General features: G+C 70.6%; 14 protein-coding genes, 1 tRNA gene and 1 pseudogene. 5 read left to right on the top strand and 11 right to left on the bottom strand.

What is annotated here, in order from left to right; translation table 11 throughout:
• Positions 1-40 precede the first annotated feature (40 nt).
• Positions 41-1,133: pseudogene (locus OG202_RS41785) on the top strand (IS630 family transposase).
• A 27-nt stretch (positions 1,134-1,160) separates the two neighbouring features.
• Here the strand turns inward: OG202_RS41785 and OG202_RS41780 are convergent.
• Complete coding sequence (locus OG202_RS41780) at positions 1,161-2,621, bottom strand: tetratricopeptide repeat protein (RefSeq protein WP_327726744.1); 1,461 nt, start codon at positions 2,619-2,621, stop codon at positions 1,161-1,163.
• Positions 2,622-2,758: 137 nt separating this feature from the next.
• Positions 2,759-3,829, bottom strand: coding sequence for an MBL fold metallo-hydrolase (locus OG202_RS41775; RefSeq protein WP_328224450.1), 1,071 nt, complete (start codon positions 3,827-3,829; stop codon positions 2,759-2,761).
• A gap of 128 nt (positions 3,830-3,957) precedes the next feature.
• On the opposite strand from OG202_RS41775, the gene OG202_RS41770 reads away from it, so the two are divergent.
• From OG202_RS41770 to OG202_RS41755, 4 genes are all read left to right on the top strand, one after another.
• Entirely contained in the window at positions 3,958-4,851 is an 894-nt protein-coding gene (locus OG202_RS41770) for a LysR family transcriptional regulator (protein WP_326574501.1), read from the top strand.
• Between the two features lie 186 nt (positions 4,852-5,037).
• A complete protein-coding gene (locus OG202_RS41765; protein ID WP_328224449.1) occupies positions 5,038-5,415 on the top strand; it encodes a peptidoglycan-binding domain-containing protein in 378 nt (125 codons plus the stop codon).
• Positions 5,416-5,539: 124 nt separating this feature from the next.
• Entirely contained in the window at positions 5,540-6,331 is a 792-nt protein-coding gene (locus OG202_RS41760) for a peptidoglycan recognition protein family protein (protein ID WP_327726747.1), read from the top strand.
• Positions 6,332-6,828: 497 nt separating this feature from the next.
• On the top strand, positions 6,829-7,533 hold the full coding sequence (locus OG202_RS41755; RefSeq protein WP_327726748.1) for an ArsR/SmtB family transcription factor: 705 nt from the start codon (positions 6,829-6,831) through the stop codon (positions 7,531-7,533).
• A gap of 10 nt (positions 7,534-7,543) precedes the next feature.
• Here OG202_RS41755 and OG202_RS41750 read toward each other — a convergent pair whose 3' ends face one another.
• From OG202_RS41750 to OG202_RS41710, 9 genes are all read right to left on the bottom strand, one after another.
• Positions 7,544-8,731, bottom strand: a complete 1,188-nt coding sequence (locus tag OG202_RS41750) for an ABC transporter ATP-binding protein (RefSeq protein ID WP_326574503.1) — start codon at positions 8,729-8,731, stop codon at positions 7,544-7,546.
• 26 nt (positions 8,732-8,757) lie between these two features.
• Complete coding sequence (locus OG202_RS41745) at positions 8,758-9,591, bottom strand: carbohydrate ABC transporter permease (RefSeq protein ID WP_326574504.1); 834 nt, start codon at positions 9,589-9,591, stop codon at positions 8,758-8,760.
• Positions 9,591-10,550, bottom strand: coding sequence for a carbohydrate ABC transporter permease (locus tag OG202_RS41740; protein ID WP_328224448.1), 960 nt, complete (start codon positions 10,548-10,550; stop codon positions 9,591-9,593). The genes OG202_RS41745 and OG202_RS41740 overlap by 1 nt, the downstream gene beginning before the upstream one ends.
• 70 nt (positions 10,551-10,620) lie before the next feature.
• The gene (locus OG202_RS41735) at positions 10,621-11,841 is read right to left on the bottom strand and encodes an ABC transporter substrate-binding protein (protein ID WP_326574506.1); all 1,221 of its coding nucleotides are present in this window, start codon (positions 11,839-11,841) and stop codon (positions 10,621-10,623) included.
• A 397-nt stretch (positions 11,842-12,238) separates the two neighbouring features.
• Positions 12,239-12,312 (bottom strand) — tRNA-Pro (locus OG202_RS41730).
• A gap of 212 nt (positions 12,313-12,524) precedes the next feature.
• Positions 12,525-12,884 carry an MmcQ/YjbR family DNA-binding protein gene (locus tag OG202_RS41725; protein WP_328224447.1) on the bottom strand — a complete coding sequence of 120 codons (360 nt, stop codon included), beginning with the start codon at positions 12,882-12,884 and terminating at the stop codon, positions 12,525-12,527.
• 30 nt (positions 12,885-12,914) lie between these two features.
• Positions 12,915-13,445, bottom strand: a complete 531-nt coding sequence (locus OG202_RS41720; protein ID WP_327726751.1) for a GNAT family N-acetyltransferase — start codon at positions 13,443-13,445, stop codon at positions 12,915-12,917.
• A 104-nt stretch (positions 13,446-13,549) separates the two neighbouring features.
• Positions 13,550-14,134 (bottom strand): helix-turn-helix domain-containing protein, encoded by a 585-nt coding sequence (locus OG202_RS41715; RefSeq protein WP_327726752.1) that lies wholly within the window; start codon positions 14,132-14,134, stop codon positions 13,550-13,552.
• Positions 14,135-14,185: 51 nt separating this feature from the next.
• Positions 14,186-15,085 (bottom strand): LysR family transcriptional regulator, encoded by a 900-nt coding sequence (locus tag OG202_RS41710; RefSeq protein ID WP_327726753.1) that lies wholly within the window; start codon positions 15,083-15,085, stop codon positions 14,186-14,188.
• Positions 15,086-15,107: the final 22 nt, after the last annotated feature.

Raw genomic sequence — 15,107 nt, 5'->3', positions numbered from 1 at the left:
TCTGAGTCGGGAATTCTGTTCAGATGTATAGGCTTGCTCCATGGCACGGACGGGGCGGCCGAAGGCCGAGTTGACACTGTCGGACGAAGAACGGGCCGCACTCGAGGAGTGGGTGCGGCGACGTTCCACGCCGCAGGCATGGGCGTTGCGGTGTCGGATCATCCTGGCCTGCGCCGAGGGCGCCTCGAACAAGGACGTGGCTGCTCAGCTCGGTTCCACACCCCATGCGGTGGGCCGCTGGCGGGCCCGGTTCGCGCAGTACCGGATCGCCGGTCTGGGTGACATGCCGCGTCCGGGCGGCCCAAGGACCGTGACGGACGAGCAGGTCGCCGCGGTAGTCACCAAGACGCTGGAATCCACTCCGAAGAACGCAACGCACTGGTCGACGCGGTCGATGGCGAAGGAGACGGGCCTCTCGCAGTCGTCGGTTTCACGGATCTGGCGGGCCTTCGGCCTGCAGCCGCACCGGTCGGAGACCTTCAAACTGTCGACCGATCCGTACTTCGTCGACAAGGTCCACGATGTCGTCGGCCTTTACCTGGACCCGCCCGAGCGGGCCCTGGTGTTCTGCGTCGACGAGAAGTCGCAGATCCAGGCCCTGGACCGATCCCAGCCCGTGCTGCCAATGATGCCCGGGGTTCCCGAGCGGGTGACCCACGACTACGTCCGCGCCGGCACCACCACCCTGTTCGCCGCCCTCGAGGCCGCCACCGGCAAAGTGATCGGCTCCCTGCACCGCAGACATCGGGCTGAGGAGTTCAAGAAGTTCCTCACCAAGCTCGACAAAGAGGTGCCCGCCGACCTGGATGTCCACCTCATCTGCGACAACTACGCCACCCACAAGACCCCCGCCATCAAGAAGTGGCTGCCTAGCCCACCCCCGCTTCCACCTGCACTTCACACCGACCGGCTCGTCCTGGCTGAACCTCGTCGAGCGATGGTTCGCCGAACTGACCAACAAGCAGATACGGCGCGGCGTTCACAGGTCCGTCCAAGCCCTGGAGAAGGACATCCGCAACTGGATCGCCGCCTGGAACACCGACCCGAAGCCCTACGTCTGGACGAAGACCGCAGACGAGATCCTCGAACGCCTCGCCAGTTATCTGAACAGAATTCCCGACTCAGAACACTAGCCGGGAGCGGGTCCGGCCGGCCGGGGCTCAGGGCCTGCGGGCGAGATACCTGTCGTGCGGGTTCCCGCTCAGCCTCGCCGCGGCGGGGGCCGCGAGTCCGGCCGCCGTGTCGCGGGCGACGGCGGCGCGGCCCGCTTCGCCGAGGGCGTCGGCGAGCCGGGCCCGGCCGAGCCAGTTGTAGGGGCTGTGCGGGCTCAGGCCGGCGCGTTCGCCGAGCAGGAGCCTGGCCAGGTCGGCCCGGCGCGCGCGGAGGGCCGCCTCCAGCAGGGTCCGCTGGATCGCGTCCCGCTGGGCGTGGCTGCCGCCGAAGGTGTGCAGTCGGCGGCGGACCGGCCACAGCAGCTCCACCACCGCCGCGTAGTCCTCGCGGACGTACGCCACCAGCGCCTCGCACACGGGCAGGCCGACCTCGCCGGTCATCACACGGTTGGTGCAGGTGCGCCCGTCGTCCCGCGCCGCCCGCAGCCAGCGCCGCCGGTCGGCGACGAACTCGTCCGCCGTATCCAGCCGCCCCGCTCCGGCGAAGGCCATGACGGCGTGCACGTCGTTGAAGGCGTAGAACGGCGGGTCCTCGCGCGCGGCCCACGCGTCGGCGAGGGTCTGCCAGCGGGATTCCTGGTCCAGGTCGCCCAGGAGGAACCGCCACAACAGTGAGGCGGCGTCGAGGAGTTCCATGACGAACCCGGTCGAGTCCTTGTGGTGCAGTACGGCGTCGTAGATCCGCAGGGCCGTCGCGGTGTCACCCGCCTCCAGCGCGTACAGGGCGTAGTGCCACCAGCTGTGCACCGTCAGCAGACTTCCGCTCGCCCAGTCGTCGAGACGTGCGCCGAGGAAGTCGAGCCCCTCGGCGAAGCGCCCCTGCATCTCGTGCACGTGGACGACGGCGTGGATGGCCCAGATGTCACGGGAGTTCCGCTCGACGGCGGCCCGGCCCACCTCCTGGGCCCGGTCGTAGTGTCCCGACTCCTCCAGGCCGAACGCGTACATGCCCAGCAGCGGCCCGCGGTGGGGGTCGTCCGTGTCCCACGCGGGCAGGGCTCCGCCGATCCGGTCCCGCAGCCGTGTCGCGTCGCCGGTGAAGAAGTCGAGCTGATGCCCCACCGCCAGGGCGAGCGGATCACGCGGGCACTCCACGACCAGCTCTTCCAGGATCTGACCGGCGCGCCCCAGATCACCGCCGAGCCAGGCCTCCGCCGCCGCCATGTGCATACGCTCCCGCCGGGGCAGCGCGGCACGGTCCAGCCCTGCGCCGAAGTCCGCGAACCGGAGGCCCGCCTCGTCGGCGTCCCTCGACTCTGTCCCGAGCACCCCCAGATAGGCCGCGAACGCCTGGGCCAGCGGCGCCGCCGGGCTCGCGGCCACGGCGTCCTGGACGGCGGTCGGGAAGTCGGGCCGGAAGAACAACAGCCCCTCCACGGCCCGGTCCAGGTACTCCGCCCCTTCGGCGGTGCACTCGTACAGGCGGTTGCCGTACCGGTCGGTCACCATGGCAGCTCATCTCCGGCGCGTGTCGGGTGTCGTCGGCCCGCGGTCGTCGACCCGTGACGGCACGGATCACCCCGCGCCCCCCATCAAAGCGACCGGCACTCCGCCCAGTCCACCGAGCACCCCCGACGCACCCCGAATCACCACCGTGCGCCGCGAGGAGCCGATCCTCCCGGCGCACGCGTGCCGACCGCGGTCGGCCACTCGGAATCCGGGACGCCGACGTGATCGGCGTGCTCGGCGTGCTCGGCATACTCGGCGCACAGGCACCCGACGCCCCGCTCGATCCACTCCTCGCCGGCCCACTCCGGATGACGCGCGATCATCAGGGACCTGACCTCCTCGACGATCGTCGCCTCGCCCATGGCCGAGTCACGGCGCCGCCAGGTCTCGTCGCGCAGCAGTTCCAGACAGGCGCGGACGTCGTCCAGCAGCCGTGCGCCGCCGACCTCGCCGTGGCCGGGCACGACCACCCGGGGCTGCTCCGCCGACAGCCTCCTCATCACCTCGATCCAGCGGATGCCGGAGACGTCGGTGTCGTGCGGCGGGAACCACGGGAAGATCGCGAACTGCCCCGCCTCGACGAGATCGCCGGTGAACATCACCCCGGCGTCGGGAACGCTCACCACCTGGTCGCCCTTGCTGTGCGCCCGGCCGGTGGCCCGCACTCGCACCACCCGTCCGCCCAGGTCGAGGTCGAAGGCGTCGTCGTAGACCGTGTCCGGGACAGCCGGCTCGACCCCCTCCAGTCGCCGCGCGACCGGTTCGCCCAGACCACGGAACATGTGCAGGTAGCCGGTGCCCTTGGTGGCCAGGTCCTCCGCCTGGGCCCCGTTGACGAGATAGGTCGCCTCGTCGGCGAAGACCTGGGCACCGAAGGCGTGTTCGGGATGGAAGTGCGTGGTGGTCAGATAGAGCTTGCGGCCCTCGGCGTACTCGGCGGCGAACGCGAGTACGGTCTCGGCGTTGCCCGGCCCCAGACCTGTCTCGACCACGAGCACGGAGTGCGTGCCGCCGATGATCCCGATGTTGGGCACCAGCTGCACCCCACGGTTCGGGATCACCACCAGGTCGCGGGCGAGTTCCCGTACTCCGGCGGTCTGCACGACGGGATCGGACATCGTGCGTCCGGACATCACGCGTTCGGACATCGCGCGTTCGGACATCATGATTTCGGGAATCGTGCGTTCTGACATCGTGCGTTCGGGCATGTCGACGGCTCCTCGAACTGGGCGGTCCCGCGTGGGGGTTCGGATCGTTCCCAGTCCAGTGCGAGCACCCCCGGACCGTCCAACACCCATCCCGTACGCCCGATACCGCGCGGGTATCGTCGCCGGTCATGGACTTACGATCGCTGCGCTACTTCGTGGCCGTCGCCGAGGAACGGCACTTCGGCCGGGCCGCCGCCCGGCTGCACATGACCCAGCCGCCGCTGAGCCGGGCCGTCAAACAGCTGGAGACCGATCTCGGCGCCGTCCTGCTGCACCGCTCCTCCGCCGGGGTCACGCTCACCACGGCGGGCCGGGCGCTCTACGACGAGGCACGGGCGCTGCTGCGGCAGGCCGAGCAGGCCCGCGCCCGGGTCGCGGCCGCCGCCCGCACCGCGACGCTCGTCCTCGGCACCCTCGCCGAACAGGCCGGTACGCGGCTGGTCGCCACGTTCCGCGAGCGCCATCCCGATGTCCACGTCCGCATCCGGGAAGCCGATCTGACGGACCCGACGACCGGTCTGCGGGCCGGCCTCGTCGATGTGGCGCTCACCCGGGCCCCGTTCGACGACACCGGGATCAGTACCCGCGTACTGCGCTCCGACCCGGTCGGTGTGGTCCTGCGCGCCGACGACCCCCTCGCCGGACGCGCGTCCCTCCGCCCGCGCGACCTCGCCGACCGTCGATGGTTCCGCCTGCCCGAAGGAACCGACCCGGCCTGGCGCGCCTACTGGACCGCTCCGGCGCCCGCCGCCGACGTGCGGGACGGCCCGGTGGTACGCACCGTCCACGAGTGTGTCCAGGCCGTCCTGTGGAACGGGACGATCGGCCTGGCCCCCTTGGTCGATGCCCTCCCCCAGGGCCTCACCTGCGTCCCCCTGACCGACATGCCACCCAGCCGCCTGGTGGTCGCCTGGAACAGCGCCGACACCGATCCCCTGGTCCGCTCGTTCGTCCGGATCGCCACGGCGGGCTACCCGACAAAGGCCGGGGCCGCCTGGCCGGGGCCAGGCGACAGCTTCTGATCAAGGGCCGGTTCCGGGCCCGCTTCCGGGCCCGCGATATGGAATCGCGGCATCCCCTTCCTCCGCCTTCACCCGCTCCCGCCTGCGTCTTTTCGGCAGGGTCGAACGAGCGTGACAGCCGTCGCGGACCGCCGGAACATCAAGTCAGACCGGAACGACTCCGCCTGAGCGGACTGCCGTATCGCGGTGCTCGGCGCCGCCGTGGCCATGCTGCTGGCCGGGGGAATCGGCGGTGTCCAGACCGCGAGTGCCGCACCCACCATCGACGGTGTCTGCGGCAGTTACTGGGGCACGAGCCGGCCCCCGCCGGAGGTCAATCAGGGTGACGTCGACACGACGAGCCCCTCCGCCGTCATGCTCGCCCAGTGTTATCTGAACCTCTCCATGTCGGGCGACAACCTGACGGTCGACGGCAGGTTCGGACCGGACACGAACCGGGCGACCGTGCGCTTCCAGCAGTGCGCCCGCATCGACGACGACGGGTACAAAGGCCCGGACACCTGGCCGCGGCTCCGCTCCTGGGCGAACAGCTCGGGCTACATCTGCAACCTCGACCTGCCCTGATCGCCGGCCCACCACCGCCGACGCGCGTCCCTCGCGGTCCCGCCCGCGACGGACGCGCGTCACTGTCGTCCGTCGAGCACCACCGCTCTCGTCCGTCGAGCACCACCGCTCCAGAAGGGCTGACATGAATTTCGGACACACGGCTCCCGCCGGCTCCTCCGCTCCCGCCGGCTCCGCGGACACAGGCCGTCGTGACGGGGTACTGTCCCGGCGCACGCTGCTGGGGGCTCTCGGCGCCGTCGCCGTGACCGGTGCCGTCGCCCGTCCGGCCGCGGCCGCCGGCTCCCGGTCCGCCGCCGACTACGTCCTGCTGTCGCGGCAGGCCTGGGGCGCGGACGAGAGCCTGCGCTTCGGCCCGGACGGCACCGAGACCTGGTCGCCCGAATACCACCCCGTGCAGACCCTGTCGGTGCACCACACCGGCAGCGCGAACGGCGAGGCCAACCCCGCGTCCCGGGTCCGTACGATCTACCGCGACCAGACGGTCGCCCACGGCTGGGGCGACATCGGGTACCACTACCTGATCGACGCGGGCGGACTGGTCTACGAGGGACGCTGGTCCGGCACCGACGGGGATCCCGCGCACAACGCGGCAGGACGGCTGGTCACCGGCGCGCACATCGGCACGTACAACACCGGCAACGTCGGGATCGCCCTGCTGGGGACGTTCACCGCCGGCCCGCCCACGGCCGCCGCGCGCGGTGCACTCGTCCAGCTGCTCGCGGAGCTCGCCGTACGGCACTCCATCGACCCCCTGCGGGAGAAGGTGGTCTACGTCAACCCGGTCAACGGCGCCATCTGGGACGGGCCCGCCGTCTCCGGCCACCTCGACTGGGCGGCCACCGACTGCCCCGGCGGCGTGCTGTACGCGCAGTTGCCGGCGATCCGCGCCGACGTCGCCGACCTGATCGCGTGACACCGTACCGCACCTGAGTTCTCCCGACCTGCACATGGCCGGTCTTCGCGTTGTCCGGACCGGGGCCGTCCGGCATCGTCGGACCCGTGACGCGGCTGCCGTACGAGGCGGCTGCTTCCGGGGGGTTGGAACTGCTCACCAAGGAGTGCCCACACGGCCGAATGAGCTCGATCGTGTGATCGTCCGCTTGCGGGCTTGCGGTGCCCTGGGCTGATCGGGCTGACGTGATCGTGCGACCTGGGACACCGGGTACGGCGTCAGCGTGCGGGGCCCCTGCTCCACCAGAGGATGGTTCAGGGCCTCCCCGTCGCCTCTGGCCGTACCCAATTGGCCAGGTCGTAAGGGAACCGGCCTCCGGGGCCCGGACCACGCACAGGATGCGTGTCGCCGCCCCCGGGTCGAGTACGCCGGGGACCAGCTCGCCCAAGACCGTTCGGGGCGCGCGGCTGAACGGGCTCACACCCGCTCAGTCCACAGGAACGGTACCGGGGGAACAGATGTTGCGCGTCCACGCGCGGGTCCGGCACGAGATCGGCAGACTGGCCGAGACCACCGACACCCCGGCGGCCGTCCACGGCCTGGTGGACAGGGCTGCCCGCGAAGAGCTGGTACGGGTTCTCAGAGCGTACGACGACGCGGTCATCGCCCCCTACCGTGACCGCATGCAGGCGTGCGTCGACGCCGAACGGGCCCGGCTGGCCCGAGCCTTCCTCAGCGGCGGGACCGACAGCATGCTCCGCGGCCTGCCGCCCCCGATGCGCCGGCGCCCTCCCGTCCTGGAGGTCGACTACTGCGAGGCGCGCGAGCTCCATCTCGACGGTCGCGGTCTGCTGTTCATCCCGTCGTACTTCTGCTGGCGCACCCCGGTCTCCTTCGCGGACCCCGGGCTGCCGCCGGTCCTCGTCTATCCCGTGAGCAGGCCGGATGCCCAGACCTCGCCCGGCCGGTCCGACGCGTCCCTGACCGCGCTGCTCGGGCGTACCCGTGCCGCCGTACTGAGCATCGTCGCCCACGGGGTCACCAACTCGGAACTCGCCCGCGCCATCAGCGTCTCCCCCGCCACCGCGACCCATCACACGACCGTCCTGCGCGACGCGGGCCTCATCGAGAGCCGGCGCCCCAACACCGTCCTGCACACTCTCACCCCGACCGGCGCGGCCCTGCTGCGCCCCGACCGGCGCGGACGGTCCCCGGTCGCCTGACGCACCGTCGTCAGGCCGCGCTCACCGGATGGGTGAGGTTCGCTCCGGTCGTCGGGTCGAACACGTGGGCCTTGGCCATGTCGACCCGCAGATCCACGGGTTCGCCCTCGCGGGCACGTGTGGCGGCGTCCAGCCGGGCCACGATGTGGTGGGTGTCGGCGCCGGTGTCGCGCAGGCCCGAGTCCTTGGCGAGCTCCTCCAGTTCGGTGGTCGTCGCGGGCCCGCCCTCCGCGGTGAAGTAGATGTACACGTCGGAGCCCAGCGACTCCAGTACCTCCACGGTGGCGGTGAAGACCGGGCCCGTCCGGTCCCGGTCGTGTGCCAGGGCCGCGTCCTCGAATGCCTCCGGCCGCAGTCCGACGATGACCTCGCGGGGCGCGTTCTGTCGTTCCAGCGCCTGCCTCGTACGGTCGTCGAGGGTCAGGTCGCCCAGGGAGGAGCGCAGGGCGCCGTCCTCCAGAGTGGCGTTCACGAAGTTCATCGCCGGGGAGCCGATGAAGCCCGCGACGAAGATGTTGCGCGGCAGGTCGTACAACTCGGCGGGGGTGCCGATCTGCTGGACCAGGCCCTGCCTCATCACCACGACCCGGTCGCCGAGCGTCATCGCCTCGGTCTGGTCGTGGGTGACGTACACGGTGGTCGTGCCGAGGCGCCGCTGCAGCCGGGAGATCTGGGTGCGCATCTGCACCCGGAGTTTCGCGTCCAGGTTGGACAGCGGCTCGTCCATCAGGAACGCCTTGGGATCCCGGACGATCGCCCGCCCCATGGCCACCCGCTGGCGCTGACCGCCCGAGAGGTTGGCGGGCTTGCGGTCCAGGTGCTCGGTGAGGTCGAGGATCCGGGCGGCCTCCGTCACCTTGGCGTCGATGGTGGCCTTGTCCACCTTGGCCAGGCGCAGGGGGAAGCCCATGTTCTCCCGGACGTTCATGTGCGGGTACAGGGCATAGCTCTGGAACACCATGGCGACGTCGCGCTCCTTGGGGGCGAGGTCGTTGACGACCCGGTCCCCGATGCGCAGGGTGCCCTCGGTGATGTCCTCGAGCCCGGCGATCATGTTCAGGGTGGTGGACTTGCCGCATCCCGACGGACCGACCAGGATCACGAACTCGCCGTCGGCGATCTCGAGGTCCACGTCCTTCACGGCGAGGGCCCCGTCGGGAAAGCGCTTGGTGACTCCCTCGAGGATGATCTCGGCCATGGATGGTGCCTCCTTGCCTTCCCCGTTCAGCCCTTGACTGCCCCGGAGGTCAGTCCGGCGACGATGCGCCGCTGGAAGAACAGGACGAAAACGATGATCGGGATGGTGATGACCACAGCGGCGGCGGCGATCGACCCGGTGGGCTGCTGGAACTGGGAGCTCCCGGTGAAGAACGCGATCGCGGCGGGCACGGTGCGCGCGGACTCGGTGGACGTCAGCGAGATCGCGAACAGGAAGTCGTTCCAGCAGAAGATGAACACGAGAATGGCCGTGGTGAACACGCCCGGCGCGGCCAGCGGCACGATGACCATCCGGAAGGCCTGCGCGGGCGTCGCCCCGTCGACCTTGGCGGCCTTCTCCAGATCCCAGGGGATCTCCCGGAAGAAGGCCGACAGCGTGTAGATCGCGAGCGGCAGGGAGAAGGTCATGTACGGGATGATCAGCCCGACCCAGGTGTCGAAGATCCCGATGATCCGCTCGATGTTGAACAGCGGTGAGACCAGGGAGATCGGGGGGAACATGGCGATCAGCAGCGACATGCCGATGAGGACCCGCTTGCCGGGGAAACGCAGCCGGGCCACCGCGTAGGCGGCCATGGTGCCCAGTGCCACCGCGATCACCGTGGCGATCAGGGCGATACCGATCGAGTTGACCAGCGCGCGGGTGAACTCGGCGGTCTCGAAGATGCCCTGGTAGTTCTCCCAGGTCCAGTCCGTGGGGATGTAGTTGCCGTCCGTCAGGGTGGCGGGGTCCTTGAACGACAGCGCGGCGATCCACCACACCGGGAACAGGGCGTACAGCACCACGACCACATTCATGACACCCCAGCGGGCGGCATGCGTCCTTCCCACGGCGGCCATCAGCGCTTCACCTCCGCGCCGGGTGCAGCGGCGCCGAACAGTTTGACGAAGGTGAAGGCGATGATCCCGACGCAGATGAAGATCAGGACCGAGATCGCCGACCCGATGCCGAGGTTCAGCGCGGTGAACAGGTTGTCGTACCCGAGGATCGACAGAGAGCCGGTCCCCTGGGCGCCCGCGGTCAGGATGTAGATGTTGTCGAAGATCCGGAACGCGTCCAGGGTGCGGAAGAGCAGTGCCACCAGGATGGCCGGTTTCATCAGCGGCAGCATGATCTTGACGAAGCGCTGCCAGGCGGTGGCACCGTCCACCATGGCCGCTTTCAGGGTCTCCTCGGGGACCAGCGCGAGGCCCGCGAGCAGCAGCAGCGCCATGAACGGTGTCGTCTTCCACACCTCGGCGAGGATGATCAGCCAGAGGGCGGGCCACTGTTCGGTCAACGGGGCCTCTCCGCTGGGCAACAACTCGGCCAGGTATCCGAGGTCCGGGGTCCAGGCGTACTGCCAGGAGAAGGCGGCGACCACGGTGACGATCCCATAGGGAACGAGGACCGAGGTACGGACGACGCCGCGCCAGAAGATCGTGCGGTGCATCACCAGGGCGAGCCCCATGCCGAGGACGAGTTCGATCGTCACGGACACGGCGGTGATGAACAGCGTCACCCAGAAGGCGTCCCACCAGAACGGGGAGGACAGCACCGCCCCGTAGTTGCTCAGGCCCACGAACTCGGCCCGTCCGGGAAAGCGCAGGTCGTACCGCTGGAGGGACAGGTAGACGGCGTACCCGATGGGGTAGGCGGTCACGGCGATCATGACGACGACGGCGGGTGCGCAGAGCAGCCAGCCGAGCCGCCGCTCCTGCCTGCCGCCCGCCGAGAGTGCCGCCCGGTCCGGCCCCGCCTGCTCCGTCTGCGCGTCGGAGGGCGGCGGGGTTCCGGCCGGTCGCGCCCGCGTGCTCATCTCGGGCCGTCCGTGGACGCGGCCCGCGCGCCGCGGCGCCGACCGACCAAGTGGTGCGGGAGGAGGTGGTTCACGGGATCACACCCTCGGATCGCAGGGCATCGTCGATCTGCTCCCTGATGGTGTTGACGGAGCTCTCCGGTTCGATCCCGGACGGCGGAGACAGCGTGTGGGAGACCGCGATCGACACGTTCTGGTAGACCGGAGTGATCGGGCGCACGCTCGCCGACTCCAGGCCGGCCAGCACGTCCTGGGAGAAGGGGTACTCCTTCATGAACGCGGGCTCGTCGTACAGGGCGCGCAGGGTGGGCGGCAGACCGCCCTCGATCGCGGCGCTGAGCTGGTTCTCCCGGTTGCGCAGGCACAGTGCCGCCTCGAAGGCCAGGTCGGGGTGGCGCGAGTAGGCGCTCACCGCGAGATCGATGCCGCCGATGGTGGGCCGTGCCGGGCGGTTCGGGTCGACCCGGGGGTACGGCGCCCAGCGGAAGTTCTTGAACAGCTCCGGGTTGTTCGCCTTCATCGACGGATAGACGAACGGGTAGTTGAGTTCGAACGCCGCCGTCCCCGACTCCATGGCGAGGCGGTTCTGGTCCTCCATCTGGTTGGGCAGGGAGGGGTCCGCGGCCGGCGACTTCGCCAGATCACGCATGACCCCGGCGGCCCGTACGGCCGGAGGACCGAGGGAGGGTTCGGTCGCGCTCGCGTTGAGGATGGAGCCGCCCGCGCTGTTGATCAGCGTGTTGAACCAGACGGTCAGGCCCTCGTACTGGGCGCCCTGGATCTCCACGAAGTGCGGTTTGCCCTGCTGGGCGAGGGCGCCTGCCATGTCCAGCATCTCGGCCCAGGTCCTGGGTGGGGTGGGCACCAAATCCTTGCGGTACCAGAGGAGTTGGGTGTTGGTGTTGTACGGGACGGCGTACAGCCTGCCCTTCCAGGTCGAGGTCTGCAGCGGTACGCGCAGGGTGCCCTCGACGGCCTGGCGCTTCGCGGCCCCGGTCCATTCCCGGATCCAGCGTGCCTCGGCGAACTCCGCCGCCCAGGTGACGTCCAGGCCCAGGATGTCGAGCGAGTCGTCCTCGGCGGCGAGTCTGCGGACGAGCTGCTGGCGCTGGCCGTCCGCGGCACGCGGGAGCTTGTTGTAGCTGATCCTGTAGCGGCCACCCGACGCCTGGCTGCACCGGTCGGCCGCCTTCTGGAGCGCACCCGAGTCGTCCGGGAAGTTGTACCAGTTGAGGGTGGGTCTACCGGAGCCCTCGTCACTGCCACAGGCGGCGAGCACCGACGCCAGCAACGGCAGTACGGCGAACGCCCGCAGCCATCGCGTCCCTCTGGGACGTCCTCTCCGACCCGAAACCGGTCGGCAGCCGCACCTCGCGTGCACGCGCTCCACACCTCGCTTCCGGACGGTGGCACGGGACTCGGACCTGGCAGCGTTTCTCCCTGGCGAACACTAAAGACCACATAAGGCAACATCAAGCACATAACGCACCGAATCACCCATCGACTGCCGGGGCCGACTCGCCGACTCGCCGACTCCAGGATCCTGCGGGCGCGGAGGGAGGGCAGGCTGACTTCGGCTCTGTCGGGTGGTTGCGGCACGCCTCTCGCGGACCCCGCGCGTGCGCCAGAACGACGAAGAGGTCATTTCCGGTGACCCGGAAATGACCTCCGACCTGCTCCTCAGCAAGTCGGGACGACAGGATTTGAACCTGCGACCCCTTGACCCCCAGTCAAGTGCGCTACCAAGCTGCGCCACGTCCCGTTGCCCGTCTGACCTGGGGTTTCCCCTGGCTGAACGTGCACCGAAACAATACCGCACTCAGGCCGGTGGTCGCGCACACGTTTATCGGGGAGCAGAGGGCGGCGGCTGGACCGTGCACGTGCCGGCATCCCGGCGGGTGGGTCCTCCCGGTGCGCGGCCAGCGGTTCCGCACCGCGCGCGAGGGGCGCCGCAGCGTGGGCGGCCGAGCTTCGTCAGTCGGCGGCCGGGAGCCCCAACTCCGGGTGGGCGGCGAGGAGTCCGGGCGAGGCGGCCTGGCGCCAGGAATCGGCCAGGATGTCGCGCAGCTCGGGCTCGTCCTCCAGGGCGGAGAGCCGCACCCTCACCCACGCGAACCCCGCCTCATGGTCGGCGATCCAGAACTTGCCCGGCTCGGCGAGGACCAACTCGTCGCGCTCCTCCTTCGGGCAGCGCACGGCGATGGACGTCTCGTCCTCCGGCAGGGTCGCGAACATCGTTCCCGCCACCCGGAAGGTGGGCATGTTCCAGGCGACCTTCTCCGTGGTGTCGGGCAGGGAGAGGGCGACACGTCGTACGTCTTCGGCATCCGGCATGAGAGGCACCGTAACGTCCACCACTGACACTCAGCGGGCGGGCGTCAGGGGCCCCACCTGCTTGTAGTGGATCGATGTCGGGCGCAGCGTCCCGTGCGGGTCCGCCGCGTAGTCCGGGATGGTCCCGATCCGGGTCCAGCCGGCCTTGCCGTAGAGGCGCTCGGCGGGGCTGTCTGTCTCGGTGTCCAGGTGGAGCAGGGTGATGCCCGCGTCGACGGCGGCCCGCTCGGCGGTCGCGAGGAGGGTCCGGCCCAGGCCCTGTCCTCGGGCGTCCCGGTGGACCATCAGCTTGACGAGTTCGGCCCGGTGACGGCTGTTGGGCTTGTCCGGGAAGACAAGACCGACCGTGCCGAGCACCCGGTCGCCGTCGCGCGCCACCCACACGTCGAGCCCACCGGCCGGCACCGCGTCGACGCGCGCCTTCCACCAGGTGACGGCAGCCGCCCGGTCGAGCGGCGCGAGGAAGCCGATCGAGGCCCCGCCGTTCACGGTGTCGACCAGGAGGTCCGCCAACTCCTCGATCAGGGAGGGGAGTTGCGCGTCGACGAGCCGAAAGATCACGGTCCCGGTCCCGGTCCCGCTTCCGGCCCCAGTCCCGGTCTCGGCTCCGGCTCCGGCTCCGGACTCGGATGTGGTCACGGACTCGGGATCGGTCACGGATCCGCTCACGGCTTCACCACCACCAGCGCGTACCGCACGTCCCCGGGCCCGGGGCACCGGAACCGCGTCGCCCCCCACACCCGCATCCGCAGACAGTCCCCGCCCGCCAACCGGTGCTCCACATCCCGGTCGGTGACGTGGAGGGTGCCGTTCAGGACCCAGATGTGCTGTTCGAGGCCGGGGACGGACGGCCCGTCGTAGGCGATGTCCGCGCCCGCCGTGAGCCGGCCCTCGACGAGTTCACCGCTCAGGCCGGCCGCCGGCGGTGACACGGACCGCCGTACGAATCCGGCGGCCCTGTCCTCCCAGACGGCCTGCTCCCCCGCGCGCACCACGGAGACCGGCTCGGACTCGACCTCGCTGAGCAGCTGGGACATCGTCCGGCCGTACACCCGGCAGAGGCGGTTCAGCAGCGCGGCCGTGGGGCTGGTCTCCGCGCGCTCGGCCCGGGAGAGGGTCGAGCGGCTCACCCCGCTGCGGTCCGCCAACTCCCCTAGGGACCAACCGCGTTCGGCCCGCAGCTCGGCCAGGCGGGCGGCCAGACGGAGGTCGACGGGGTCCGGTGCCGCCATGTCTTCGACGCTTCCCATATTCGGGATGCTATCCCGGATATGGGGCACGGGTTTACGATGTGCGCCGTCTCACTCCGCCGCCTCCCCCAGCGCCTCCAGCACCGGCCGGATCAGCGGGTGGCCTTCCGCGCCACGGCGTACGGCGGCGAAGACGCGGCGCGTGGGGGCCACGCCGTCGACGGGGCGTACGACCACGCCGGTGAGGTCCGTGCCGCGCAGGGCCGAGCGGGGTACGAGGGCGACGCCCGCGTCGGCGGAGGCGAGGGCGACGACGGCACGGAAGTCGTCGGAGGAGTGTTCGAGGCGTGGCTGGAAGCCGGCGTTCTCGCAGGCCAGGACGACGACGTCATGGCAGGGATTGCCGGGGTAGGGGCCGATCCAGGGGTCCTTGGCCAGTTCGGCGAGCGGCACCTCGGCCGCGTCGGCGAGGCGGTGACTGACGGGCACGACCGCGTCGAAGGGCTCGGCGTACAGCGGGACGTGGGTGAGGCGGGGGTCGTCGGCGGCCGGGGCACCCCGGTACTCGACCGCGACGGCGATGTCGACCTGCCGGTCCAGGACCATCGGGAGGCTCGCGTCCCCCTCGGCGTCCTGGACGCGGAGGCGGATGCCGGGCGCGGAACCGGCGAGCCGGGCCAGCGCGGGCGCCACGACCTGGGCGATGCCGGTGGCGAAGGAGGCGACCGTGACGGTGCCCGCCTGGCCCGAGCTGTACGCGGCCAGTTCCGCCGCCGCCTGCTCCAGCTGGGCGAGGACCACGTTGGTGTGGCCGAGCAGGATCTCGCCGGCCGGGGTCAGCCGTACGCCCTTCGCGCCGCGCTCGACCAGGCGATGGCCCGTCTCCTGTTCCAGCGCGGTCAGCTGCTGGGAGACCGCGGACGGGGTGAGGTACAGCGCGGCGGCAGCCGCCGTCACCGTGCGGTGGTCGGCCACCGCACGAAGGATGTGGAGCCGCCGCGCTTCGATCATGTGACCGATTCTCTCAAATGCG

This window comes from Streptomyces sp. NBC_00310, assembly GCF_036208085.1.
Classification (GTDB): domain Bacteria; phylum Actinomycetota; class Actinomycetes; order Streptomycetales; family Streptomycetaceae; genus Streptomyces.
This window is presented reverse-complemented; position numbering and strand designations above follow the sequence as displayed.